This window comes from Kiloniella sp. (assembly GCF_048270245.1).
Lineage (GTDB): Bacteria > Pseudomonadota > Alphaproteobacteria > Kiloniellales > Kiloniellaceae > Kiloniella.
Window position 1 is genome coordinate 744407 of the sequence record NZ_JBLWTH010000001.1, and the last position, 26026, is coordinate 770432.

Annotated in this window: 25 protein-coding genes; 11 read left to right on the top strand and 14 right to left on the bottom strand. The window is 45.4% G+C overall.

Annotation, left to right across the window (positions count from 1 at the left end; translation table 11 throughout):
• Positions 1-52: 52 nt before the first annotated feature.
• The gene (locus ACN0W5_RS03500; protein WP_417452842.1) at positions 53-670 is read right to left on the bottom strand and encodes a hypothetical protein; all 618 of its coding nucleotides are present in this window, start codon (positions 668-670) and stop codon (positions 53-55) included.
• 225 nt (positions 671-895) lie between these two features.
• On the opposite strand from ACN0W5_RS03500, the gene ACN0W5_RS03505 reads away from it, so the two are divergent.
• Positions 896-2035, top strand: coding sequence for a DNA alkylation repair protein (locus ACN0W5_RS03505; RefSeq protein WP_417452843.1), 1140 nt, complete (start codon positions 896-898; stop codon positions 2033-2035).
• A gap of 87 nt (positions 2036-2122) precedes the next feature.
• Here the strand turns inward: ACN0W5_RS03505 and ACN0W5_RS03510 are convergent, their stop codons facing one another.
• From ACN0W5_RS03510 to ACN0W5_RS03525, 4 genes are all read right to left on the bottom strand, one after another.
• The gene (locus ACN0W5_RS03510) at positions 2123-2614 is read right to left on the bottom strand and encodes a copper chaperone PCu(A)C (RefSeq protein WP_417452844.1); all 492 of its coding nucleotides are present in this window, start codon (positions 2612-2614) and stop codon (positions 2123-2125) included.
• Between the two features lie 83 nt (positions 2615-2697).
• Entirely contained in the window at positions 2698-3126 is a 429-nt protein-coding gene (locus tag ACN0W5_RS03515) for a hypothetical protein (protein WP_417452845.1), read from the bottom strand.
• Between the two features lie 58 nt (positions 3127-3184).
• On the bottom strand, positions 3185-3859 hold the full coding sequence (locus tag ACN0W5_RS03520) for a tetratricopeptide repeat protein (protein WP_417452846.1): 675 nt from the start codon (positions 3857-3859) through the stop codon (positions 3185-3187).
• A 137-nt stretch (positions 3860-3996) separates the two neighbouring features.
• Positions 3997-4266 (bottom strand): hypothetical protein, encoded by a 270-nt coding sequence (locus tag ACN0W5_RS03525; protein WP_417452847.1) that lies wholly within the window; start codon positions 4264-4266, stop codon positions 3997-3999.
• 403 nt (positions 4267-4669) lie between these two features.
• Between ACN0W5_RS03525 and ACN0W5_RS03530 the strand changes: the two genes are divergently transcribed.
• Positions 4670-7657, top strand: coding sequence for a phosphoenolpyruvate carboxylase (locus ACN0W5_RS03530; RefSeq protein WP_417452848.1), 2988 nt, complete (start codon positions 4670-4672; stop codon positions 7655-7657).
• A gap of 109 nt (positions 7658-7766) precedes the next feature.
• The gene (locus ACN0W5_RS03535; protein ID WP_417452849.1) at positions 7767-8306 is read left to right on the top strand and encodes a DUF924 family protein; all 540 of its coding nucleotides are present in this window, start codon (positions 7767-7769) and stop codon (positions 8304-8306) included.
• A gap of 79 nt (positions 8307-8385) precedes the next feature.
• On the opposite strand, the gene ACN0W5_RS03540 is transcribed toward ACN0W5_RS03535, so the two are convergent.
• Both ACN0W5_RS03540 and ACN0W5_RS03545 read right to left on the bottom strand, forming a co-directional pair.
• Positions 8386-9360 carry a glutathione S-transferase family protein gene (locus tag ACN0W5_RS03540; RefSeq protein ID WP_417452850.1) on the bottom strand — a complete coding sequence of 325 codons (975 nt, stop codon included), beginning with the start codon at positions 9358-9360 and terminating at the stop codon, positions 8386-8388.
• Positions 9361-9390: 30 nt separating this feature from the next.
• Positions 9391-10101: a pirin family protein gene (locus ACN0W5_RS03545; RefSeq protein WP_417452851.1), complete on the bottom strand. Its 711-nt coding sequence runs from the start codon at positions 10099-10101 to the stop codon at positions 9391-9393.
• Between the two features lie 126 nt (positions 10102-10227).
• Between ACN0W5_RS03545 and ACN0W5_RS03550 the strand changes: the two genes are divergently transcribed.
• Together ACN0W5_RS03550 and ACN0W5_RS03555 are read left to right on the top strand one after the other, a co-directional pair.
• Positions 10228-11130 (top strand): LysR family transcriptional regulator, encoded by a 903-nt coding sequence (locus ACN0W5_RS03550; protein WP_417452852.1) that lies wholly within the window; start codon positions 10228-10230, stop codon positions 11128-11130.
• A 331-nt stretch (positions 11131-11461) separates the two neighbouring features.
• Complete coding sequence (locus ACN0W5_RS03555) at positions 11462-11998, top strand: GNAT family N-acetyltransferase (protein ID WP_417452853.1); 537 nt, start codon at positions 11462-11464, stop codon at positions 11996-11998.
• Here the strand turns inward: ACN0W5_RS03555 and ACN0W5_RS03560 are convergent.
• From ACN0W5_RS03560 to ACN0W5_RS03575, 4 genes are read right to left on the bottom strand one after another with little or no spacing between them, the layout of a single operon-like run.
• Complete coding sequence (locus ACN0W5_RS03560) at positions 11995-14061, bottom strand: hypothetical protein (RefSeq protein ID WP_417452854.1); 2067 nt, start codon at positions 14059-14061, stop codon at positions 11995-11997. The two genes, ACN0W5_RS03555 and ACN0W5_RS03560, sit on opposite strands and share 4 nt — an antisense overlap.
• On the bottom strand, positions 14058-16817 hold the full coding sequence (locus ACN0W5_RS03565) for a DUF4159 domain-containing protein (protein WP_417452855.1): 2760 nt from the start codon (positions 16815-16817) through the stop codon (positions 14058-14060). The genes ACN0W5_RS03560 and ACN0W5_RS03565 overlap by 4 nt, the downstream gene beginning before the upstream one ends.
• Positions 16810-17820, bottom strand: coding sequence for a DUF58 domain-containing protein (locus ACN0W5_RS03570; protein ID WP_417452856.1), 1011 nt, complete (start codon positions 17818-17820; stop codon positions 16810-16812). Before ACN0W5_RS03570 ends, ACN0W5_RS03565 begins: the two co-directional genes overlap by 8 nt.
• Before the next feature lie 9 nt (positions 17821-17829).
• Positions 17830-18843 (bottom strand): AAA family ATPase, encoded by a 1014-nt coding sequence (locus tag ACN0W5_RS03575; protein WP_417452857.1) that lies wholly within the window; start codon positions 18841-18843, stop codon positions 17830-17832.
• Positions 18844-19081: 238 nt separating this feature from the next.
• Here ACN0W5_RS03575 and ACN0W5_RS03580 point away from each other — a divergent pair, with 238 nt between their 5' ends.
• From ACN0W5_RS03580 to ACN0W5_RS03595, 4 genes are read left to right on the top strand one after another with little or no spacing between them, the layout of a single operon-like run.
• A complete protein-coding gene (locus tag ACN0W5_RS03580; RefSeq protein ID WP_417452858.1) occupies positions 19082-19609 on the top strand; it encodes a DUF1285 domain-containing protein in 528 nt (175 codons plus the stop codon).
• Between the two features lie 53 nt (positions 19610-19662).
• A complete protein-coding gene (locus ACN0W5_RS03585; protein WP_417452859.1) occupies positions 19663-20325 on the top strand; it encodes a CoA pyrophosphatase in 663 nt (220 codons plus the stop codon).
• 6 nt (positions 20326-20331) lie between these two features.
• Positions 20332-20622, top strand: a complete 291-nt coding sequence (locus tag ACN0W5_RS03590) for a hypothetical protein (protein WP_417452860.1) — start codon at positions 20332-20334, stop codon at positions 20620-20622.
• On the top strand, positions 20622-21842 hold the full coding sequence (locus ACN0W5_RS03595) for a CCA tRNA nucleotidyltransferase (protein ID WP_417452861.1): 1221 nt from the start codon (positions 20622-20624) through the stop codon (positions 21840-21842). Before ACN0W5_RS03590 ends, ACN0W5_RS03595 begins: the two co-directional genes overlap by 1 nt.
• 6 nt (positions 21843-21848) lie before the next feature.
• Here the strand turns inward: ACN0W5_RS03595 and ACN0W5_RS03600 are convergent, their stop codons facing one another.
• From ACN0W5_RS03600 to ACN0W5_RS03610, 3 genes are all read right to left on the bottom strand, one after another.
• On the bottom strand, positions 21849-22385 hold the full coding sequence (locus ACN0W5_RS03600; RefSeq protein WP_417452862.1) for a GNAT family N-acetyltransferase: 537 nt from the start codon (positions 22383-22385) through the stop codon (positions 21849-21851).
• A 102-nt stretch (positions 22386-22487) separates the two neighbouring features.
• The gene (gene hemF / locus ACN0W5_RS03605) at positions 22488-23387 is read right to left on the bottom strand and encodes an oxygen-dependent coproporphyrinogen oxidase (RefSeq protein ID WP_417452863.1); all 900 of its coding nucleotides are present in this window, start codon (positions 23385-23387) and stop codon (positions 22488-22490) included.
• Positions 23388-23441: 54 nt separating this feature from the next.
• Positions 23442-23918 carry a tRNA (cytidine(34)-2'-O)-methyltransferase gene (locus ACN0W5_RS03610; protein WP_417452864.1) on the bottom strand — a complete coding sequence of 159 codons (477 nt, stop codon included), beginning with the start codon at positions 23916-23918 and terminating at the stop codon, positions 23442-23444.
• Positions 23919-24240: 322 nt separating this feature from the next.
• On the opposite strand from ACN0W5_RS03610, the gene petA reads away from it, so the two are divergent.
• Together petA and ACN0W5_RS03620 are read left to right on the top strand one after the other, a co-directional pair.
• Positions 24241-24795 (top strand): ubiquinol-cytochrome c reductase iron-sulfur subunit, encoded by a 555-nt coding sequence (petA, locus tag ACN0W5_RS03615; protein WP_299372298.1) that lies wholly within the window; start codon positions 24241-24243, stop codon positions 24793-24795.
• Positions 24796-24807: 12 nt separating this feature from the next.
• Complete coding sequence (locus ACN0W5_RS03620; protein ID WP_417428221.1) at positions 24808-26019, top strand: cytochrome b; 1212 nt, start codon at positions 24808-24810, stop codon at positions 26017-26019.
• Positions 26020-26026: the final 7 nt, after the last annotated feature.

Consider the following 26026-nt stretch of genomic DNA (forward strand, 5'->3'; position numbering starts at 1 on the left):
GAAAGGCCGGTATCGGATACCGGCCTTTTATTGTGTTTGGGCTTTGGTTTTTTTATTGTGTTGTACTGTTCTTAATGATTTCCATATGTTCGGTGGCAATTTTCAATCCACCTTCGTGATGATACCAAACAATACGGCCGTCTTTATCCAGATCCTCCCCCGCAAAGAGTGCGTGGGTTAGCTGCTTGAGCTTTTGTACCTTAGGGGCGGCGGTTTCGATGGTTTTGCTCAAAAGGATTTGCTTTGAAAGCTCAAAAGCTACTTTAGCGCGGCGCGTTGTATTGCGGCCAACGGATGCGACCATAATTCCGGACACACGAATGATATCATTGGCATCTTCTGAATCCGAAGCAAGTTCAGCGTGTACTGCAAACGCTTCTGATGCTTTTATCAGGCCGTACCCAAGTCCGGGTCCTTTTTCTTCCTGCGCGGGGTCTAAAGCGTGCAAAACATGGCGGGTATGTAGGTGCATGGAACTGAGACTGGTTAGATCCGATGCCGCTAAATCAGCGTGAGTTCTGGCGACTTTGGCTTCCGCAATGGCGACGGGAAGTAATCCCTGTTCTTGAGGCGTGTCCGCCCAATGGGCCATGACGTGGTCGACATGTTTTAAGGCTTCGTTTGCCGTCGCTGAAAAGCTTATTACTGCGGCAAGAATAAAGGCTGTCATGTAAAGGGATGAGCATCTTCGTTGAGATTTAAGCATCATTTCGTTTCGGCGTATCCAAAGGTTTCCATATCATTATATGACCCTATAGGAATGCTTTGAAATGACGAGCTAACAGTACTCAAATTGTTGTGAACGTGCACTGTAAATACCTACTGACACTATGCTGTCAGTAGGGGGGATGTAAAAGAAGATGCCAAGCAACCCATGAAAGTAAACAGGATTATTATGGAGCCCTTTAAAGAAGTTTTTAATCTGAAGTCAATATCCAAGATGGCTGAGCATCTTAAGGCACAACAAAGTGATTTTGATCGGGAAGGGTTTATTGCGTTTGCGACGAAAGATCTGGGTAAGCTTGAATTAAAGCAACGATCTGGCAGGATCACTGAGGCACTTTATAAATATCTGCCCGAAGATTTTTCCAGTGCTGCAAACATTTTACTGGGGATTTTGAACCCCGATGAAAATATATCGATAAGTGATCAGGGAACTTCAGATAAAGGTGTGTCCGGCTGGTTGGTTATGCCGATGTGTGATTATGTTGCGTTCTACGGCAAAGAGCATTTTCATCTATCCATGGAATTACTCAAGGAAATGACCAAGCGTTCGAGTTCTGAGTTTGCTATTCGACACTTTTTACTTTCTGCCCCCGTGGTGACATTGGCAGAAATCATGAACTGGGCAGATGACGAAAATTATCATGTGCGTCGATTGGCTTCGGAAGGTTCTCGTCCTCGATTGCCTTGGGCAATGCAATTACCTGATTTTATCAAAAATCCTGCCCCTTTACTTCCTCTTCTGAAAAAGCTTCGGGATGACCCAGAAGAGTATGTGCGTCGCTCTGTTGCCAATAACTTGAATGATATAGCAAAGGATCATCCTGACCTAGTCGCTGAAATCGCAAGGAAGTGGATGAAGGGGGCGTCAAAAGAACGTCAGAAACTTATACGTCACGCCTGTCGAACACTTATAAAATCAGGACATAAAAAATGTCTAGAGGCCTTGGGCTATAAAGATGCGCAGGTTGAATTGATTGATTTTAATGTGCTGACCCCATCCGTAATCTATGGGGAGGGGGTAGAGTTTGAGATGACAATGACTTCAGAAAGTAATGAGGATCAGGCGCTAATTCTTGATTTTGTCGTTCACCACCGGAAAGCCAATGGAGGAACATCACCCAAGGTTTTTAAGTGGAAAACATTTAATCTTGCTGCTGGGGGAAAACACAAAGCCCGGAAACGTCACAATATTAAACCGATAACCACCCGCAGGTATTATCCGGGACTTCATCAGGTCGAGATCATCGCAAATGGTAAATCACTTGGGCGTAAAGACTTTGAATTGGTTATGGAAGAAACCAGTGCATAGAAGGTAAACTGTAAGCAAAGAAAAAGCCGAGCTTTTGGTAAGCTCGGCTTTTTATGATTTAAACCCGATTTTAGGTTAATGATCTTTTTAATGGTTGCTGTGATCTTTGTCCTCGCCGTCCATTTTCATCGCGCCACCTTTTTCAATGTGCACCATAATATCGACGCTACCTGCTTTTTCGAAAGTTAGCGTTAACGGGAACATTTCGCCTTCTTTCAATGGTGCCTCGAGGCCCATTAGCATGATGTGAAAGCTACCCGGTTTTAGCTCAACCATTGATCCCGCAGCAACAGGAATACCACCTTCAACCTGGCGCATTTTCATGACGCCATCGACCATGGTGTGAGAATGCAGTTCAATACGCTTAGCGGCGGAACCCGCGGCTGCGACTAGTTTGTCATCTTCGGCACCCATATTATGTAGTGTCAGGAATGAAGCGCCGTTCTTCATTTGGCCAAGCGTAGCGCGCGCCCAAGGTTGTTTAACCATGATGTCGCCGGCTTTAAAATCCTTTGCAGAGGCTAAGCCAGAAAGTGTTAGGGCAAGAAGGGCTGTTAGAGTGACGAGAAATTTTTTCATGATAACCTCATGTTGTTTTCTAGGCCTCAATGGCCAAAAAATAAAGAAAGTATAGATGGTGTTTGTTTTACTTGGGGGCTTTATTATGCGCGCGGAGGCGCCCTTGATGAATGACGCTGATCATCAAGGGGGAGTTTGGCTTGATTTGAGCCTATGACCCGCCACGATAAGGTACTTTGCACCAACAGGGATGCTGTTCGCTTATCAGTATTACGCTGAAGCGTATAAAAAGCACACGTCAAACAATGATCACAATGATCCGTCAGAGTTGCTGAGCCTGAATTATTTTGTTGGTTTTGATCTATGCCGCTCGGGGTGCAAATAAAACTCAGAGATTTTTCCAGAGTGATTTGAACGCCGTTTGACTTGTTAAGGGGTGAAGCCGTTGCTTGAATGGTAAGAAAGAGGCTTGCAAATATTGGCAGGAATAGCTTGAAACAGAGCGCAAATATGGAAAGCATAGCAATGCTTTGTTTGTCCTGTTTCGCTATCTGTCTATCTTGCCGGGGCATGTTATGCTCAAGTATTTTAAAGCTAGCCCTTAGAGCAGGGCATTATCATACTTGATCCTTACCTTCTTGGGAAACTCTTGGCAAGTTGTTCACCTTCAAGAACCTCTATCGAAGTCATTTTCGCGCTTATTTGTCGCAGAGATTGAGTGCTATAGGTGTTTCCCTGAAGGGATGACGTTTTGTACCAAGCATAGGCTTTGATAAGATCGACCTGAAAGCCACGCCCCTTTTCGTAGAAACGTCCCAGGTTTCGTTGGGCAATAGGATGCCCTTGCATTGCTGCTTTGGTATACCAATAGGCTGCTTTATCATAATCAACGACGCGTCCAAGGCCATTTTTAAAGATTGCTGCCAAGCTATTCTGGGCTGCGGGGTCACCTGCGTTTGCTGCTTTTTCTAGCCAATGAACAGCCAAGTCAAAGTCCTGCCTGACACCAATACCGTCTGTGTAGTATAGCCCGATAAAGCTTTGGGCTTGGACGTGCCCCTGTTTTGCAGCTTTTAGATACCAGAAAGCTGATTGTTTATAATCCAAGCTCCCCTTAATCCCTTCGCGATAGATGTGTCCTATATAGAGCTGCGCTGTTGTATCTCCGTTTGTTGCTGGTTCTCTAAGTTCGGATAGGGCTGCTTCCAAGTCACCGCGATTATAAGCTTCTAACCCGCGCGATGTCTCAGCAAAGGATTGAGATGTAATAAAGAGGAACAAAGCTGAAATAAAAAAGCGTAGCATTGGATCACTATCGATTTTTAAAGAGGTGAAAGTGGCTGAATATAATCACAGGGCGTAACGATACTTTAGCTTACAGGAAAAAAATAAATTCCGGAATGCTTTAAAGGCTGTTGCGTTCAAATGTAAGGTAGAGTGTTTTATACGTCCGGCGCGATGATCAAGATATGATCATTGTCGTGATACAAAGTCATTCCATTTGCAAACTGACTATAGGTCAGCCCGCCAACATCTGTACCAGAGGCTGTGATATGTGAATCTTCAACAACACCTGTTTCGATCAAGGGTGTGTTTGATTCAATTTTGAGCGGTTCATCGCGTGCAAACAGAACCACTTCCCCTGCGTCATCAGGAAGAAGGTCGCCTAGTTGCAAGACGAGTTCGTCGTCATTTTCAAAAAAATCGCTCATGCTTTAGTTTTATTCCTTTATGAATGTTGATGCAACGATTTTTTCTAGTGATTCCAGTGGCTTTTCTGTGACGATACCAAAATTAACCATATTGAACGGTGAATTGTAGATTATTATTCAAAAGGCTTTTTCTTTTGATGTGTGAAAATCTATCTAATTAGTTGAAAAAAATAGAATATATTTAATTTGATTATGAACTGATAGAAGAATTCTCTTTGCTAGCTTTGTAACTTTCTCTTATAAGCACAGAAAATTATAAAGTGGTCATATAAAAAGTCCCAGCACGACAGACCCGAAAAATCGGGAACTAAACATAAAAAAATGACCATGAATTCGAAGGCATGAATGACCATCTACGTCTGATGTGCCCCAAGTAGTGTCGTGAATGGGAAGGTCAAAATTAATGGCAAAATCTAAAGCCTCTAAAGGGCTCGCTTTGGACGTATTGTTTTCTCAGGTTAAAGGTGAGAAGCGTTTTACAGAAGCTTGTACATTGCGCGATGAGCTGGAATCTCGCTTGATTACCATGCGTCAACAGGCAACCAGTCATCCACTGGGAAATCCGGTTCTGGAGCTTGCACACGATCTTTCCGAACGTTTGGCGGCAGGCAACCTTTCTGTGGATCTACTTTCCCAGTTAGTACAATATTTATCTGTCGAAGCCTTTGGAGATAGAGCAAAGCGCGTTTCAGATTATGTTGGTGTCGAGAGTATCACCGATAATAAATCCAGACTGTCAGAGCTTTTTAAGGCCTTGGCTTTTGATGATACGAATACGCAACTTTCGTTCGAGGCTTTTAAAGACAAGCTCGAACGCGAGGCATTCGGGATTGTTATCACTGCGCACCCGACCTTTGGTTTGTCTAAAGAGCTTTATCAGGCGCTGGCCCAGTTTACAGCTAACGAAAGTTCTGATGGACAGGCGCTTGATACTCAGGCGGTTGATGCGCTTAATCAGCTTGTCATTGGTAACTCTCATGAACCTGATCAGGCCATTGATTTATTGGCTGAGCATGGACAGGCGATGGAGGCAATCGCTTCGATACAGCAAGCCTTAAGAGAAGTATACGACGTTGCTTTGGCCGTTGCAGAAGAACTGTATCCTGAAAAATGGACCGAACTTTCTCCGCGCGTTTTATCAGTGGCAAGTTGGGTTGGGTATGATCTTGATGGTAGGACCGATATTACATGGGCGAATACGCTCCACACCAGAATGAAGGTTCAGGTTGTTCAACTTGGCTATTATATTTCCAAACTGAACGAGATAACTACAGAACATCAAGGTGAAAAGGATGAACTGGAAACCACGCTTGCTTTGATCAAGAGTCGGGTTACTCTTGCTTTGCACGTGGCTGAAAAAGAAACTGAATTTTTCAGTGATAACAGTGCATCTGAAGAAGCCTTAAAAGAAGTATCCCGTTCAATTGTTGCCGACGATGGCGCACGTTTGGTGCATACTGCGGAATTGATTGAAGCAATTAACCGCGCCCTCAACTTAACTGATAATACTGAACTGAAACGCTCTCTGATTATTTTGAGGTCTGAAATTGCAAACTATGGGCTGGCAACATCTCATATGCATGTCAGGCTCAATTCTGCACAACTCCATAACGCCATTCGCAAGAATATTGCTATGGAAGGTGAGCCGGATGATCCCGGACGTCGCAGAGGGAATTTCCGCGCGCTTTCCGGCTTGTTGGATGAGGTGCAGCCAATTCGCATAAATTTTGGCTCGTTATCTGCCGAACATACCACCGCAAAACGAATGTTCATGCTGATTGCGCAGATGATCAAGTATGTTGATGCATCGCGCCCAATCCGCTTTTTGATAGCTGAGTGCGACACACCTTTTACCATTTTGACAGCCCTTTATTACGCAAAGCTGTTCGGTGTTGATGATCTGCTGGATATCTCTCCGCTCTTTGAAACAGGAACTGCGTTGGAACGTGGCAGCGAGGTTATTGCTGAGCTTTTGGAGAACGAACATTACCGTGCCTATGTGGAAAAGCGCGGACGTTTGTGCATTCAAACCGGTTTCTCTGATGCCGGGCGTTATTTAGGACAGGTTTCAGCGTCGCTTGCGATTGAACGTCTGCACATGAAACTGGCACGGTTACTTGCGGACTATAACGTCAAAGGTGTCGAGGTCGTTATCTTTGATACCCATGGCGAATCAATGGGCCGTGGAGCACATCCGTTGAGTTTCAATGATCGTCTTAAATACGTTTCTTCTCCGATGACACGTTCATTGTTTGCAGCGAATAATATTCCTTTGAAACAGGAAGTCAGCTTTCAGGGTGGCGATGGGTATCTCTATTTCGGAACACCTAAGCTTGCGCTGACCACGGTAACCCGCTTGCTTGAACACGCGTTGGGTAAACCGACTGTGGATGACAAGGATGCGTTTTATACCAACACAGACTATTCACTGGATTTCTTTTTAACCCTGAAAGATTTTCATGAGAATACGCTGGAGAACAAAGACTATGCCGCACTTCTGGGGTCTTTCAGCACAAATCTGTTGTATCAGACCGGATCCAGAAAGAGTAAACGCCAGCACGATAAACACCACGGGATTGACCGGGGACATCCGTCACAGATCCGGGCGATCCCGCATAATGCGATCCTCCAGCAACTGGGGTATCTGGCTAACACGGCGGGTGGTTTCGGTACGGCGATATCCAGAGATCTGGATGCCTTTGTGAAATTGCATGGAGAATCAGATCGGGTTCGACGCTTTATGGATATGGTGTCCTATGCAAAAGGTCTGAGTAGCTTGAATACACCCGAAGCTTATGCAGCTCTTTTCAACCCCAGATATTGGCTGGCTAAGGCCTACGCTGTAAAACATACGGAACGTGCCCGTGATCAGCTTCGCCTTTCTAATCTTGTTGGCGATACGCAGCGTTATGATGGCATGAACAGGATGCTCCAGGTTTTCCGTCAAGATGCGATTCACCTCCACAGTGGGTTGGATGCGCTGGCTGCTGATGGACAAGAGAAGGTTTTCCCTTTCGATACCCGTCGGCGAATCAATCTGATCATTTTACATGTCGTTCGTTTGTGTCTCATTCAGGAAATTTTCTTGTTGGCGATGCGCATTCCTGCCTTTGCCAACCGCGATGATTTAACGCTAGAAGATTTGATCCAAGATATTATCGCGATGGAAATTCCATCAGCACTCGAAGAACTGAAAGCGACTTTCCCTGTGCATGAAGGGAAAACGGTTTTTACCGAGAAAGAGTACGGCGAGCCCAGTGATTATAGCGATGATGAAACCCGCGATTATTCCGATGAGCATGCTAATATCTTCGCACCAATTGAAGAGCTGTATGATCTTTGTCGTCGGATCTCTGTCGGTATTTCAAATAGTATTGGTGCGCACGGGTAAAGCATTGGTATAAAAAAGCTCAGAACCTGTAGGTCGTCTGTATTTCGTCGTGATTTCTACAGGTTCTGAGCTTTACTAAGTAATGCTGATTTCTGAGGGGGGATGCACCGTGATAGATGATGTTCTGGATTTTTGGTTAGCTGAGGGTATGGATCGGAAGTGGTTCTTTAAAGATCCGGAATTTGATCGTGAAGTTGCCGAGAAACTCGGCTCTCTCTATCAGCAGGCAAGTGCAGGTGAGCTTGATCATTGGGCAGATACAGCCAAGGGCTGTTTGGCTCTTTGTATCCTGCTCGATCAAGCACCGCGTAATTTGTTCAGGAATGACGCCAAGACCTTTGCGACGGATAAAAAGGCATTGGAGATTGCTAAAAAGGTCGTGAATAAAGGGTGGCACACAGAGCTCCCGCAAAGAGAGCGGAATTTTATTCTTTTACCCTTTGAGCATAGCGAAGATCTTGCCATGCAGGAAAAGTCTTTAGAGCTTTATCAGGATATGGATGAAAATCCTGACTGGCTGACATATGCGCAAAAGCACGAAGTCATTATTCGTCGATTTGGCCGCTTTCCACATCGTAACGAAGTTCTTGGACGAGAAAGCACATCAGAGGAAATCGAGTTCTTGAAACAACCAGGATCGTCTTTTTAGTTCAGAGTGCTAAAAGGTTTCAATCGGACGTGTATACCGGCTCTGGATTGAGCCGATATACACTGGTGTTTGTTTTAAGCTATCTATTATGAGGCTGGTTAAAGTCGATATCAGGTCCTACAGGTATGACGCCTGTTGGGTTGATTGTCCCGTGACTGCCGTAATAATGGGCTTTGATGTGGGGGATGTTGACGGTTTCTGCGACGCCTTCGTATTGGTAAAGCTCGCGTGTTAGAGCCCATAGATTTGGGTAGTCAACAAGACGCTTTTTGTTGCATTTGAAATGTCCGTAATAGACGGGGTCAAAACGTAATAAGGTGGTGAAAAGACGCCAGTCAGCTTCCGTCAAGCGGTCTCCGGCCAGATATTTCTGTGAATTCAGTCTTTCTTCTAGATCGTCCATCACTTTGAAAAGCTCGTAGTAAGCTTCTTCATAGGCTTTTTGAGTTGTTGCAAAGCCGCTTTTGTAAACGCCATTGTTAATGCTGTGATAGACGAGCTCGTTCACACTATCGATGGCTTCACGCATATCTTCAGGATAAAAATCAGGAACATCATTTGTCGCAAAGGCATCAAAGGAGCTATTGAACATCCTGATGATTTCAGAAGACTCATTTGAGATAATTGTCTGCTCTTTTTTGTCCCACAACACAGGAACGGTAACCCGGCCCGTATAGTTCGGATCAGCTTTTGTGTAGATTTGATAGAGATACTCAGACCCATAAAGATGATCTTCGGTAGAGCCAAGATCTCCGGGTTTGAATTCCCAGCCGTTTTCTTTCATTTCCCAGTGAACGATAGAGACTGTGATAGCCCCTTCCAGACCTTTAAGACTTCTGAAAATCAGGGCTCGGTGTGCCCAAGGGCAAGCTAAATTTACATAGAGATGATAACGCCCGCTTTCGACAGGATAGCCTTGTTCTCCGTTGGGGCCTTTGGATCCGTCCGCCGTCACCCAGTTTCTGAACTGGGCATCTTTGCGTTGAAATTTACCATTGCTGCTTTTGGTGTCATACCAGACATCATGCCATAGGCCATCTACGAGTTTTCCCATTTATCTCTTCCTTTTCTTTTGGCTACTGTCTTATTGAGCCGTATCTGGCAGGTCCGCAAAAATTAACTCTGCGTTCCCGAGGGCTTTGATGTTTAAGTTTTCTTCGTTCGCGATCATTGCGCCGTCTCGCTCATTTAGTCGCTGATCATTGAGTTTGATCGAACCTTTTGAAACCACAAGGTATCCTAGCCGGTCTTTCTTTATGGGTTGGTTTATCTCTTCATTTTCTTTCAGGTGCGTCCCGTAAAGAGTAGCGTTTTGATTTATAGGTAACGCATTGGGATATTTTTTCTCTCCGGACGCCAGCGGTAGAAAACCACTCGCGTAATCAGCTTGGGAAAAGGTTTTTTGATCCCAATGAGGCTTAAGGTAGGTTTCTGAAGGTTGAATCCAGATTTGATAAAGTCCGGTTATTTCAGCTTCATTGTTATATTCGCTGTGAATGATGCCTTTGCCAGCCGTCATTACCTGAATATCGCCTGCGGGTGTTTGCCCTTTGTTTGACAGGTGATCTTCATGAGAAATAGCACCATATCGTACATAGGTGATGATTTCCATGTTCCGGTGTCCATGCATTGGAAAACCGCCACCGGGTTGGATTTCATCATCATTCCAAACCAATAGGGGGCCAATGCCTGTTCTCTCGGGATGCATGTAGTTTGCAAAGCTGAAATGATAATGGGCGTTTAACCATTCATTCTGAAATCGGCCCAAACTATCAAATGGTCTGATGTCAATCATCGGGGTCTCCAATACACTTAAAAATGACTATTAAGCTATAGATAGTTATATCACTTTTGTTTTATAATGGCTGAATTAAGAACAACATTGTTTCTTTTTGGAAACAGTTTCTGGTAAGGGCAAGAGATGAATTTGAATGAAATGGCGGTTTTTGCTTCGGTTGTTCAACATGAAAGCTTTACAGCTGCAGCCCAGGCATTGGGCATTAGTAAGTCTGCAGTATCTAAACAGGTGAGCCGCCTTGAAGATCGCTTGGGAATCCGATTATTAAACCGTACAACAAGGCGTCTCTCTCTGACAGAAGCTGGCAGGTTGTTTTTTGAAAAGTGTCAAGCCGTTATGGATGTCGCCGAACAGGCAGAGTATGCAGTTTCTCGATTATCTGCGACACCCAGAGGATTATTGAAAATCAATGCCCCGATGTCTTTTGGGATCAAGTGTATGGCCCCCATGCTTGCTGACTTTAGAAAGAACTACCCCGAGATAGAGATAGATCTGGTTCTTAATGATCAAATGGTTGATCTGGTCGAAGATGGTTTTGATGTTGGCATTCGTATCGGGCGGATGATGGACTCAAGGCTGGTTGCCAAGAAAATATCTGATTGTGGAATGAGTATTATTGCTGCCCCATCCTATTTTGAAAAAGGATACAGGTCAGTAATCCCTTCAGAATTGACCGGATATAACTTTCTGCATTATTCAAATCTGAATAGAATTACAGACTTAAAACTTACAGGAGAACAGGGAACTGTTAGGATATCGTTGAAGAGTAATCTGTCGGCGAACAATGGAGATTTTATTCTTTCTGCTGTCGAAGAAGGCATTGGTTTTGCCTGTATGCCAGATTTCATTTCTCGTGAAGCGATAAATCAAAAACGAGTGGTGAAGCTATTTCCAGATTGGGAAGTGGATACAGATAACGCAATATATGTTGTCTATCCGATCAATCGCAATCTCTCGCCTAAAGCCCGGGTGTTTATAGACTTTATTGCAAATTTTTATGGGAATAAGTCAAATCTGAATCGTTGATTTTTTATTGGCGATTGTTATGAAAAAAGCATCTGTGATATTTTCTTGCTTTGACACGGTAAAAAATCGTGATATCGAAGATATACAAATCGTATTTACTTTTTTAAGGCTTGGTCATTTAGATGCCCAACTGTTGTGAACACCTCCGACGACGACGCACCTGCCCTCGAACTTCTGTTCGCTGGGCTGTTAGTCTGTGTGTCGAGATGGACCGTTCAGCGACCTGAGTATCAGGTCAACCTGCACTACCAAAGACAGCAGCTAGCAAAAAAGATGTCTTTGATAAATAAAAGTACAGGCTCTTAGAGCTGGCACTAATGCAGGATGTACCATGTGTGACTATACGATTACCCTTCAAAATGCTACGGATGAAGCACAGATTGATAAACTACTGGATTTGACGTTTGGAGTTGAACGAAAATCCCGTCCTTCTTACTCTTTTCGGACTGATGTTTCTGCTGCTCCTGATTTAAGCTTTTCGGTACGGTCGCCTTCTTCTGGAAAATTGCTGGGAACACTCCGTTTTTGGCCTGTACTTGTTGGTGATGAAACAGCTCTCCTTTTGGGACCTTTGGCGGTGCAGCCAGATTTACAGGGCAAGGGTATCGGAAAAGCTCTCGTTAAACATGGACTGAATAAAGCGCGCAAAATGGGGTACCGTTTGTGTTTCGTTGTCGGGGAGCACCTTTATTATGCGCCTTACGGTTTTGAACTTGCTAAACCTCTTGGGTTTGAGATGCCTGTCCCTGTCAGTGCTGATAAATTTCAGGTCCTGTCACTTCAAAATATCCCCTTTGGCATCCTTCCCAAAGGGGAATTAGTACCTTGGGAAAATACCTACGAAGAACGGGTTATTCAAAAAGTCTAACGGCCTTCGCGATACCAGGCCCCGAATGCTGTTAAGAGTAGTAGGGATAAGAAAATCCACGGGGGAAGAAGCGGGTGTCGTGTTGATCCAATTAGCTTCTCGGCTTTTTGTGCCTGCAGCCCGGCCCATTCTTTTCCGGTGAGAGTACCATTCCCTCTTACGAGGCGTAAATTTGGGGTAATATTTTTAAGATGATATATGCCGCCTTTGCTTGTTCCTATGACTGAGGCAAGCGGTGCAGGATCTGCGCGTACTTTTTCATGCTCGGGTCCGCTGAGTGCTTGTTGGGCAACGACCGTATGGATATCATCATTAATTGTGTAAAGGCCAGGTTCAGTCGCCTCTATCCTTGTTGAGGCGTAGCCATGCGTATCGGCTTTGAGTGTGGTCTCAGTTACTTTTCCTGATGGGCTGGTTATAGAAAGTGTGGCTTCTTTCTCTGACATACTCTGGCGGGTGATCGTAAGCTGTTGATCCTTTAATCGGGCCTTTAATATTTCTTCTTCCAATTCAGGTTCTTTCATGAGCCAGTGTACCAAACGTCGAATTAGTTCTGTTTGTGGCCCCCCACCTTCGATATTTCGTCCCCATAACCAGATGTGGTCACTGGTTATCTGTGCGACACGTCCTGCTTCGTAATGATCCAGAATAAGCAAAGGGAGTTGGTTGTTTCCAGTCATAAGGGTTGATCCACCAATCGTATCTGTTTCAACCTGTCTGAACCAACGTCCCCACTGTGGTTTTTCATCGTGTGAAAGATTGGCCTTAGGCAGACGTGCTGTTACAGGGTGGCGTAGCCCCATTTGTGTGATCAGTGGCTGAAAAGCTTGTTCAGATACTTTGCCCAGTGGTTCAGCAGGAAGAATGCTGCCCAAAGCTGTGTTGTAGAGCGACGCTGGTGAGGCATAGCCAGGGCCGCCAACTTCCAAAAGAGCCCCCCCTTGTTTAACGTATCTTACGATATTGGTCAGGTAATGACTGGGCAGGAAGCCTTGGCGCTGGTATTGATCAAAAATGATCAGGTCGAAGTCTGCCAGCTTCACCTCGAATAGTTCGTGTATCGGAAAGGCAATCAGGGAAAGCTCTCTGATGGGGGTACCATCTTGTTTGCTGGGGTGTCGTAGAATCGTAAAGTGGATGAGATCGACAGAAGGGTCTTCTTTGAGAATATTCCGCCATGCGCGCTCGCCGGGGTGGGGCTCTCCTGAAATCAAAAGAACTTTTAGTCTGTCTCGAACACCATTTGCTGTAAAAACAGCCTGATTATTGATCGGGGTGATTTCTTCATCCAAGGTTTTTGCCGTGATATCGAAAGTTGCTTCGCCCCGATTTTCCAGTGTCAGCTCATGCGTAATTGTCTGGTTAATCGGGGTTTCAAATTCTGCAACAACCTCACCATTTTTTCGTAACGTAATTGTTGCCGGGGCACCTGTTTTATTAATATTTTCGTCGATGACTTTAAATGAAAGCTCGGTTTTTTGATCTATAATCCCAAAGGCAGGGGCCTGTTCAATAACAATACGGCGATCCCCTTTGTCGGGATCACCTGTTAAAAACAAATGAAGGGGAATATCTTGTGGAAACTGTGTTCCTTCCAGTGTTTTGGGAATGTCGTGAATCTGCCCGTCTGAGATAATAACAATACCGGCCAGACGCTCTTTATCTTCAGCAGTTAGATATATTTCTTCGAATAATTTAGTACCGTTTTCAGCGTCGCCGTTAATTTGTATTGTTTTAAGGATAAGATCTGACCGTTGATTAACTTGTTCATGCAGCGAGGTTAGCGCATTAGCAGCTTGGCTTTTTCGCTTGCCGTAGCTCATTGATTGACTGTTGTCTATAATGGCGAGAACGAGTTCTGGCAAAGCCTCACTGACTTCTTTGTGCAGGTTGGGATTGGCTAAAAAAACAGCAATAATCGCCAAGAAGACAGCTCTGAATTCCCCGCCCTTATTTTTGAGGAAAAAGAGCGAAAGTATTGAAATCAGCGCAAAGCCGATGATCACATAGATCATCCAAAGGGGAACGAGAGGCTGCCATTCTATTCCGTAACTAGAGATCATTGACCTAATCTCTCTAGAATATGGGGAATGTGAACCTGATCCTCTTTGTAGTTACCCGTTAATGCGTACATAACCAGATTGATACCAAACCGATAGGCGAGTTCTCGTTGGCGTTCTCCGCCTCGTACCATGGCATAGAGAGGGTGCCCCTGCCCATTTATGGCCCAGGCGCGGGACCAGTCATTTGATCCGATCAAAATTCTCGCAACACCGTCATTCCGATAGGGGTCCGTACTTTCCGTCCAAAAATCACGGTTATTATTGCGACCGGGGAAGCTTTCCAGAAGGTAAAAAGACCGTGTGATCACATGACCAGCAGGAACAGGTTCCATCTGTGGGATATTTATCTCATCCGTCAGCATCTGCAGGTATTGCGCATTCCCCTGTGACCCCAATGCAGAGTTCAGGGTGTTTGAAGCTTCGCGCAGGTCAAACAAAATTAAACCGCCATTGCTGATGTACTCATTCAGTTGTCGTTTGCCCCGCGCAGTCAACGGTTCTTGAAGCGCAGTTATTGGCCAATAGAGGAAGGGATAAGGCGAGATTTGGTCTCGGTCTAAATCCACGCCTGTAACTCTGACATTTTCTACGGCTGTACGTCTGTGCAATTGGAGTGAGAGACCGGCTAACCCTGAATGACTGTCAGCATCGACCTTGTTATCCCCAGTAATAATATAGGCAAGGTAGGTGTTCAGTGTTGCTTCGATACCTTGGCTGTCTAATGGTTCTTTGACGTCTTGTGCTGTCGCGTTATGAGTAGGCGTCAGGGTCATGGGAAGCAAAAGAAGCAGAATAACAGCGACAGGTCTGCCGATAACTGCACTTGACAGCAATCCTCTGAGCCATAGGGTCAGCGCTTGATCTAAAAGGAATAAGGTAAGAGCTATGAAAAGCAAAGGAACTTGGAGCGGACTTTCTTTCCTGGATTCATAAATTTGCCGATCGTCGGCTTGAAAGTCATTTTTTTGAATGTTTGGCAAATTGCCTGCCAAGTTTACAGCTTTTTGCCTTTTGTCTTTGCCATAGTATCCAGGGGGGATTTTCGGACCAATGTTCTGAGCGGTGATCTTTTTGTTTGGGGCTGTATCCAGTGTTATGGAAGAATTTTCTATGGGAATAAGGTTGCCATAGGCATCAAGTATATCATGTACAGGAAGTTTACTGTCTGATGCATTGGTTGCGCCAACACCCTGACCAAACTGTAATATGCGTCTAAGAATATCAATAAATGAGCCCGACAAAGCCAGATTAGACCAGCGCGTGTTTGATGAGGTGTGTACCAATACCATCATGCCATCCCCATGACTGTCTGCAGTGACAAGAGGAGTGCCGTCTTGAAGCCTAGCCCACGTGTGGCTATCGAGTTCCGGCGTAGGTTGAGCTAGCAACTGGCCGGATACCGTTATTTCTGTGTTGTGAGGGAGGCCAAAAAACGGGCTGCTCTTGTCAAATTTTTCAAGGGTAAGGGGCTGTTCCCATGTTAAGTTCCCTTCCAGATTTCTATAGCCACTGCGAAGAGGAACAGGAATAAACTTGTCCCTTTTCTCTGCCAGATTGGGACCGGAAAACCTTAAAAGAAGGCCGCCTTGGTTGATCCACTGATTGAGTGTTTCTTCGTCATCAGAAGGGATGCTTTCTTTATCAGTTAAAACAATTGTTGAAAGTTCTCGAGACAACAGTTCTTTCACAGATCCGTATCTGACGTCTGTAAACAGGCTTAAAGCCCGTTGAAGATAATAGTGCTCACCAAGAAGGGATTTGTTATCCTTTTGGCCTGCCGCTGTAAGAATTCCGACGGGGAAACGATAATTACTCTGATCAAGTAAGAAGGTTGTTGCTGCGGTATTCTTTCCCACAATCATTACCTTTTGTGCTTTGTTATAAAGCTCATTGGGCATGTTAATGGTTACTGAAACAGCTTTCTCACCCTTAGCAAAAGTAATGTTTTCTGAGGCCAGTATTTCATTCTTGCCTGAAAGAGCAGCTACTCGTTCTTCTGTTTCTGGGCCCTCGAAGCCACGTTCTACGGTTATCTTCAATCCACTTCTGTCGGGGGTTATGTTCGTAATCCATAGTGGAAGATTCTCATTGAGCGGGAGATAAATCTCTGATGTGGCAAAAGGTATGTATCGTTCTAATGTTTCGTTTGTTTGTGATGTAGAGAGCAACCCGTTAGAAAGCCATAAAACTTTGAGAGGATGATAACGTTCAAGTTCTTCTTCGACTTGTTTTAGGGCGCCTTGCAGGTCAGATTGCCAGCTTTGGATTGACGAGAGCTGTTCTAAATTGGTCAAAAGATTTTCGGGATTTTTGAAGCCGGAAAAATGATACTGTCCAGTCGTGTCTTTTGCGGTAGTCAAAACAGCTACTTGTTTATTGCTACCTTTATTTTGTTCAAGAACAGAGCGCAACGTTGCAAGCTGTTTGGTCCAGCTGTTTGTTGAGGCCCAGTCATTATCCAACAAAACAAGTGTGTTGTAGTTGTTATCGGTTCGCTTTACAGGGGCATATATGGGTTCAGATAAAGCTAGAATAAGAATAACTAAAATCAATATTCTAAGGAGAATAAGCCACCAAGCTGTCTTTTGAGGTTTGGAGGTTGATCCTTGTAAACCCAAGAGAAGTCGCAATGCTGGAAAGGTAACTTTTTTTGGCGCAGGTGGCGTTATACGTAGAATCAGCCAAACAACAGGGAGCGTGATGAGGCCAAGTAAGAGCCACGGATTTAAAAATCCTATGATCCCTAAGTCAAGCATACCCTGACCCCACATTTTCCCTGCTTGTTTTTGCCTCACTTACGGTGTCGTTTGGGTTTTCTCCTCTGGTTTGTGTGAAAGCATTCTGACGTTCAGAGATGCTTCGGTAGAGGGTCAAAAGTGTTGATTCCGGTGATTTATCTGTTGTGTGGAGGATGTGGTTCCACCCCCATTTTTTGACGAGGCGGGACAGGTCTTTGTTATGTGCCCTGATACGATCGATATAGAGATCACGGATAGATTCAACATCAGAATGTAAGAGCTCGCCGTCCCCATCCGGTTGTTGAAACTTCACTCGTCCTGTGTAGGGCAGGTTCATTTCTGCAGGATCGAGAACCTGCACCAGCCAAACACGAAGGTTTTTGTGCGCAAGATTTGCAAAGACTTTCTTCTGTTCAGATAAGGGGGTGAGAAAATCGGAGAAGCATACAAGAGCAGCGTTTTGAGCAAAACGATGACCTTGAGAGAGTTCATATTCGGGATGCTTATCTTCTTTGTTTTTATTATCTGAATTTTGATTTTCCAGCTGTTGCGCGATGGTATAAAGATTTTTTCTGGAATTTGAAGGAGGGATGTCCGCGCCGGCCAGTCCGACTTTTTCTCCACCTCGAATGAGAAGCTGTGCAAGTGCTAAGCTAAGAACTGAAGCTCGATGTTTTTTTGTTACCAGTTTTTTGTCAGAAGCCCAATCCATTCCAGGGGCAGTATTATTCCAGAGCCATAAGCTTTGGGCAGATTCCCACTCTTTTTGACGGATAAAGATTCCTGCATTTTCAGAATTAGGGTCAGACTTGGCGGAACGACGCCAATCAATTTTACGCGGGGAATCCCCAGGACTATAGTGCCTGTATTGCCAGAACTCGTCACCTTGTCCGACATGGCGTCTTCCATGGGCCCCTTGGAAAACTGTTGCGGCAACACGCTCTGCTTCAATCAGAAGAGGGGGAAGTGCTGCTGAAAGCTTCTCTGCAGAAGCTTCTATTGATGGAGCCCGTTTGTACATATTAACCCTCTAGTTCAGGGGGGCGATAAGGCGCTTAATAATCTTTGATACGGTTATGCCTTCAGCTCTGGCTGTGAAGTCCAGATGAATTCTGTGCCTTAAAACCGGTGCAGCCAAGGCTATCACATCATCTAGTGATGGGCTTAATCTCCCCTGTAACAGGCATCGCGCTTTACTGGCCATCATCAAGGCTTGACTGGCGCGTGGTCCGGGCCCCCAAGCGACGAACTGTTTTACAAAATCATCTTCGGTTTCTTCAGGGCGGCCATTTCTAACCAGCGATAAAATTCCCTCTAAAACATCTTCGCCGACAGGAATTTCCCTGACTAGCTTTTGTGCCGCAAGAAGCTCACGTGCTGTTAAAATGCCTTCTGCTTCGGGTTCGCTTGTTCCGGTCGTGGCAAGAAGCATCTGTTTTTCAGCTTCTCTGTCAGGATAGCCGACATATATCTCTAAAAGAAATCTATCAAGCTGTGCCTCCGGGAGAGGATAGGTTCCTTCCTGCTCTAAGGGGTTCTGGGTTGCAAGAACATGAAAAGGAGAGGGTAATTTGTGGCTTTGCCCGGCGACGGTGACAGTATGTTCCTGCATTGCCTGCAACAGGGCTGACTGAGTTCTGGGGCTGGCTCGGTTGATTTCATCGGCCATTAGAAGTTGTGAGAAAACAGGTCCTTGAATAAAGCGGAAAGATCTTCGACCATCGTCGTCTTCTTCAAGGACCTCTGAACCAATGATATCTGAAGGCATCAGGTCGGGTGTACATTGAATACGTTTTTCCTGTAAGCCAAAGACGATACCAAGATTTTCGACCAACCTGGTTTTCGCTAGTCCCGGTGCCCCGACGAGCAGGCCGTGTCCCCCGGCTAATAAGGTGATTAAGACTTGCTCAATGACACCTTCTTGCCCGAAGACAACTTTTCCTAGATTTTTATTGAGTTGTGCAAGGCGAGTGCAGAGCTGATCTGCCTGTAAGGTTAGGTCTTCGGATAATGTTGTACTCGGATTTCTATCCGTAGTGTCCATTTTATTTCCTCTTTTGACTTAACTTCAAATATATCGCTGCCTAAGTGTTTGGACTAAGCCGGTATCTGTGTTGTTGACTACATATCCAAGGCCATTGCCCAGATGTATCCTATGGTAGTATACATTTGTTCTTTGACGCATTCATTAACACCTTGGTTATAATGAACTTAAAACAAGCGTTTGCATAGTGATATCCGATCAATCAACAGTGATCTCTTGCTTATAGGGCCACAAAAAGATGACAGATTGTAGTGACACGTCAGATAAAAGTGATTTAGCCGAAGCCGTCCGTAAGTTACCGATAACCAGTGATGTTGATATGCGTATAGACCGTAATGGCATTTGGTTTCATGAAGGACGGGAAATTGAGCGAAAAGCCCTCGCGCGATTATTTTCGACAGTTCTTAAACGTGATGAGAACGGCGAATATTGGTTAGTGACGCCAGTAGAAAAAGCCCAGATTGTTGTCGAAGACGTTCCCTTTACGATTGTTGAACTTAAAAACGACGGACAAGGGAAGGAGCAAGTCCTATCATTTCGCAACAATATGGATCAGTGGTTTGATCTGGATAAGGATCATCCGATTCGAATTGATTATAAAGATGAAAGTGGCGAGCCCTCACCCTATATATTGGTAAGACAAAACTTAGAGGCCCGTATCTTACGTGCCGTTTACTATCAGTTGATGGATTTAGCTGAAATAAAGGGCAGTGAAGTCGGCGTATGGAGCTCAGGGGTATTTCATCTGCTGGGTAAGGTTGAATAACCGTACCCAATATCAGTCTATTATTATAGAAAAGGACGGTACAAAGCGTGGGTTTGAATTGGACATCTCAGAGGCTGACACAGATTTTTGCACAGCAAAAAGCCGTGCCATCAGAGCAAGATAGCACGCGAGGTGATCATGACTTAAACCCGGGATTTTTTGATCCGACGCGGAATAAAACAGCCGCCGCCGTGGTTGTACCTCTTGTTGAGAGAGAAGAGGGGTTTACAGTACTTCTTACAAAACGAACAGATCATCTTCATGATCATGCGGGGCAGGTCAGTTTCCCGGGGGGGCGTGTTGACCCAACAGACAAAGACCATTGTGATACCGCCTTGCGAGAACTGGAAGAAGAGGTCGGTCTTCCCCGTAAACATGTCAGTATTATTGGGGAGCTGGATACTTATGTGACCCGTACAGGATTTGTGATCACACCTGTCGTTGGTCTTATTAAACCACCTTTTCCTGTTGAGCCGGACAGTTTTGAAGTTGCTGAAGTGTTTGAAGTTCCTTTGAATTTCTTTTTAGCCCCTGAAAGCCGCCAACGCCATTTTCGCGAATTTGAAGGCTATCGTCGATATTATTATGCTTTTCCCTTTAATGACTATTTTATTTGGGGGGCGACGGCGGGCATGTTGGTAAACTTGTGCGAGGTTCTAAGCCTTAATCAGAACAATAATTTTTCTAATAATCATATAACTTGTAATGGGGAATAACAGCGAATGCTGACCAGACTACTTCTAATCCTTTTGCCAATTCTGTTGCCGTTTGCTCTTTATCTTGCCTATTACCTTGTAACAAGAAGAGCCCGCTCTGAATCAGAAGGGGCAATGCGCGAAGAAGATTTGCCATGGATAGAGCGTGGTCCTTGGGCCTGGCTATTTTTAAGCGGTGTTGTTCTCGCAGGTATTGCGATGGGAATTTTCTCTTCTAATTCCGGCCCAGCCCCGGGCGACAGCCTTGTGCCGCCGAGTTACCAGCCAAAAGTTCTGGATAATACCGATATTGATTGATGACAGTGACGTACAAGTTAGAGAATCAGCGATGGATGCTGACAGAAGAAACCCAACAGGTGATGCAAGCCTTATCTGCTAAGGGGCAAGACGTTCGTTTCGTTGGCGGTTGTGTGCGCGATGCCATGCTGGGACGTGAAATCAAGGACATTGATATTGCAACACCTGATCACCCGAAAACGGTGATCAAGCTATTAGAGGCCGCAAAGATCAAAGCGATCCCGACGGGGCTTGATCATGGTACGATTACGGCCGTCTGCAATCATCAGGCTTTTGAAATTACAACACTACGGGTCGATGTCGAAACAGATGGCCGTCATGCAACTGTGGCCTACACAGATAATTGGGAAGAAGATGCCTCCCGCCGCGATTTGACGATGAATGCCTTGTCTTGCCGCCTGGATGGAACGGTGTTTGATCCTTTTGGCGGGATTGAGGATCTCAAAGAAAGTCGCGTTCGATTTGTTGGTGAGGCGGAAACTCGCATCGAAGAAGATGCCCTTCGATTACTAAGGTTTTTCCGATTTCAAGCGTGGTACGGTACGGATGTTTTTGATGAGGAAGGTGTAACGGCAGCCACGTCAAAAAAACATATGCTCAAAAATTTGTCTGCGGAACGTATTCATAGCGAGATAATGAGGCTTCTGTCGGCACCAAACCCGATGCCCGTTATAAATGTTATGTTGGAAAATCAGATTTTTTCTCCCTTTCTGCCCGAAATTCTTTCCGGTGGTTGTTTGGCACGGTTTATACCGCTGGAAGGTCGTAGAGACCCTCTTGTTCGGTTGGTTGCTTTACTAGAAGGGGGAGAGGCCAAAGATAAAGTTACCATCCCCGACCGCTTACGGTTTTCAACAGCAGAAAAACAGCATTTTCTCTCTTTGATAAAGCCTGAGTACGAAATTGATTCTGGTACGGATGAAATGCTGTTTAAAGAAGCTCTCTATCGTATTGGTGCTGGGCTGGTCTCGGACCTGCTCCGTTTACAAGTGGCAAGAGATGGCGATGATTTCAAAAATAAAAATATTCAATATCGTGCAAAAATTGTCGAGGAATGGCGTCCGGTTTTCTTCCCGCTACACGGACGCGATCTTATTCAGGCAGGGGTCGAGCCGGGACCAAAAATGGGGCGGCTGCTAAAGGCGACGGAAGATTGGTGGATTGAACAATCGTTTCAACCTGATCAAGACCAGTGCCTGGCTTATGCTTTGAAGGTTTAGCCTAGATTATCTAGTTGTTTTTCTTGATATATAGTATTTGGTTTCCGGCAGGTCTTCAGACACCGTGATCATTTTTTCAAATACCAGACCAATTTTTTCAAGCACTTTGGCTGACCCAGTATTATCGGGGTTCACGATGCCGACGATTTTATCTATTCCTAACTGAGTATGTCCGTATTCTAGAACAGCGTTAGCTGCTTCGACAGCGTACCCTTTTGAGCAATATTCTGGAAGAAGGGCATAGCCAATATCGGGGTCATCGAGCCCATCGCGTTTGACCAGCCCGCACATGCCGATTGAGGCTTTGCCCTCTTTCAAGACTAATACGAAGAGGCCAAAGCCGTTTTCTCTATAACTGGTGACGGGGCCTGAATTAATGTAATCGCAGGCTTGGTCCAGTGTTCTGATTTCTTTGTCGGCAATGTTTTTAATGAAAGCAGGATCATTCAAAAGACGTAAAATAAAGGGAGCGTCAGCTTCGTCAATTTCCCTAACGATCAGACGATCTGTTTCCAATATAATCTTTTGCGGTACCGATAGCATAAGAAGGTTCCTTCGGATGATTTGATTTATGCTTTTGGTGTTAATTTCAGGTGTCGGGCGAACTATTCCGGTTTTTCAAAGTGGGCGTGTTTAAGAGAGGTGCTATGGCCAAGCTGCCTCTGGTGGCATAGACATCAGGATTGCTTCGACATTTCCACCCGTTTTGAGGCCAAACATGGTGCCGCGATCGTAAAGCAGGTTGAATTCTGCATAGCGGCCTCGGCGGAAAAGTTGATGTTTTCGCTGTTCGTCGTTCCAGTCTTTGTGCATGTGGCGGCGCACAATCTGTGGATATATATCCAAGAATGCTCTACCCACATCCTGTGTAAAGGCAAAGTCTGCGTCCCAGTTTCCGGTATTCAGGTAATCGTAGAAAATACCACCGACACCACGGGCTTCATTCCTGTGGGGAATATAGAAATATTCGTCACACCATTCTTTGAAGATGGGGAAGAAACCAGGGTTGTGTTTGTCACAGGCATCTTTGTAGGCCCGATGAAAGTCATGGGTGTCATGATCGACTGGATACATGGGATTCAAATCACCACCACCGCCAAACCAACTGGTGGTCGTGACGATATGGCGGGTGTTCATGTGTACTGCTGGTACGAGTGGGGAGTGCATATGGGCAACAAGTGATATACCACTTGCCCAGAATCTCGGGTCTTTATCAGCGCCGGGAATGCGTTTGGAAAATTCGTCGCTGAACTCCCCCATAACCGTGGATATATTGACCCCCACCTTTTCAAATACGCGCCCATGCATGATGGACATTTCACCACCGCCACCACCGTCGCGATCCCACTGTTTTCTTTCAAAACGGCCTGCATCAGGCCCGCCAAGCTTTGCCAGTACCGTACCGGAGAGTTCGTCCTCCAGCCGTTCGAACTCGGCACAAATGCTATCCCTGAGTTGTCTGAACCAACGCTGAGCCTGCTCTTTATGATCTTCGGGCGCGCCGTGATTCGGGAAAGGGCTTGTCGGATCTTGCCGTTGGTACATCTGATACTCGTGGGGTTACGGTGTTCTTGGATATAATAATATAATCGTATAACGTTATACGGTGCTTGGGACAGGAAATCCACCTGTCTGTCGCAGAGCTTCGCCCAGAACCATTGCAGCAGATACTGCAATGTTCAAGGAGCGCACGCCTATCGCCATCGGTATGAGAACAGAATGGTCAACTGCCTGATGCACATCGTCAGGAACACCGGCTGATTCTCTGCCAACCATAAGTATATCGTCGGGTTGGAAGTAAAAATTTGTGTAAGGCTTGGCGGCTTTCGTTGACAGTAGGATCAAACGCTTTGGTTGTGTGCTTTCCAGCCGACTATGATTAAAAGCATCCCAGGATGTGTGGCGAACAAGTTCGGTTTGATCCAGATAATCCATGCCGGATCTTTTCATGCGTTTGTCGTTAAGAACAAAGCCACAGGGTTCGATAATGTCGACTGCGACATCAAGGCAGGCAGCCATTCGAAGCATTGTTCCTGTGTTTTGTGGAATATCCGGTTGGTAAAGAGCAAGACGCATGCTGTTCATCTCTATAATGAGGTAAAGATATAGCTATAAATGTGGGCCATAAATACGGAAGTGACGGAAAAAACGTTATTTACCTGTCCGACTCACACTTAGAGTCTTTGCCTTTCTATGACAAATCCTTTATATCCCTGTCACTAAATATAGGACTAGTCCTAAGTGCGACAGGATGTCACATCCGTTCTTGCATCCTGCGATGCTTAGATGGGGGCGCAATTAGGGTTGGACAAGGGCAATGGCCCAAAAATCCTGTATCGTATCGCAGCTCTTTGTTTTAGAGTTGTAAGCTTGAGAGATGAAAATAGGGATTACACAAATGGCAGACGGCGCGAATCCTGAAAGTTCCGCCCAAGGGTCCGGTGAGACCCGGCGTGAATTTCTGTACCTGACGGCCGGGGCTATGACCGTTGTCGGGGCTGCTGGTGCAATATGGCCGATGATTGATTCTATGAATCCTTCGGCGGATGTTCTGGCTCTATCTTCTACTGAGGTAGATTTGTCACCGATCGAAGAAGGTCAGTCCGTAACCATTACCTGGCGCGGTAAACCTGTGTTTATCAGACGTCGTGGAGCTGAGGAAATTGCCGGTGCTGAGGAAACTCCGCTAGCTGACCTTCCTGATCCACAGACGGATGAAGATCGTGTGGAAAAACCTGAGTGGCTTATTCTAGTTGGTGTTTGTACGCACCTTGGATGTGTTCCACTTGGTCAGAAGACTGGTGAATCACGGGGTGATTATGGCGGATGGTTCTGTCCTTGCCATGGTTCACACTATGATACATCCGGGCGTATTCGTAAGGGGCCAGCTCCGAAGAACCTGGAAGTACCGCCTTATGTCTTCTTGACTGACAACTCTATCAAGATCGGCTAGGGGGAACAGGTCATGAGTTTTAAAACAAATAATAAAGTCGTCCAGTGGGTTGAGGATCGTCTGCCTCTAATCTCTATGGGACATCACACCCTTTATGAATACCCAATGCCAAAGAACCTGAATTATCTTTGGAACTTTGGGTCACTAGCCGGATTTGCTCTGGTTACAATGATCGTAACGGGTATCATTCTCGCGATGCAATACACCGCACATGTTGATATGGCGTTCAATTCTGTTGAACGTATCATGCGCGATGTGAATAACGGTTGGTTGATCCGTTATATCCATATGAACATGGCATCGTTTTTCTTTATTGCTGTGTATATCCACATGATGCGTGGACTGTACTACGGATCTTATAAGGCGCCACGCGAACTTCTTTGGCAGTTGGGTGTTGTTATCTTCTTGTTGATGATGGCCACTGCGTTCATGGGGTACGTTCTTCCATGGGGGCAAATGAGCTTCTGGGGTGCGACAGTTATTACGAACCTATTCTCGGCCATTCCGGTTGTTGGTGAAAATATCGTTACCTGGCTTTGGGGTGGTTTCTCTGTTGATAATCCAACACTGAACCGTTTCTTTGCGCTGCATTATCTGTTGCCATTCATTATCGTTGCCGTTGTTGTTCTTCACATTGTGGCCCTTCACACTGTGACATCGAACAACCCGCTTGGCATTGATATGAAAGGTCCTCAGGACAGCCTGACGTTCCAGCCTTATTACACGATCAAAGATCTGTTCGGTCTTGGTGTTTTCTTGATACTGTTTGCTGGGTTCTTATTCTGGGCACCAAATTATATGGGGCATCCGGATAACTACATTCCTGCGAACCCGCTATCGACACCTGCGCATATTGTTCCAGAATGGTACTTCCTGCCTTTCTACGCAATTCTGCGTGCGGTTCCTGATAAGCTTGGTGGCGTTCTTGCCATGTTCGGTGCGATTGCCGTTTTGTTTGTTCTACCGTGGTTGGATCGTTCCAAAATTCGTAGCTGTAAGTTCCGTCCTGTTGCTCGGGTCTTCTTCTGGATTTTCCTTATCAATGGCCTCTTCCTTGGTTACCTTGGTGGTAAGCCCGCTGAAGGTTGGTACGTTGTTGCAAGTCAGATCGCGACTGCCTACTACTTCTTCCACTTCTTGATATTGCTGCCTGTTATACTGCCGATGATTGAACGTCCGCGCGAATTACCAAGCTCTATCCATGAAGCCGTATTGAAATCTTGAGAGAGGA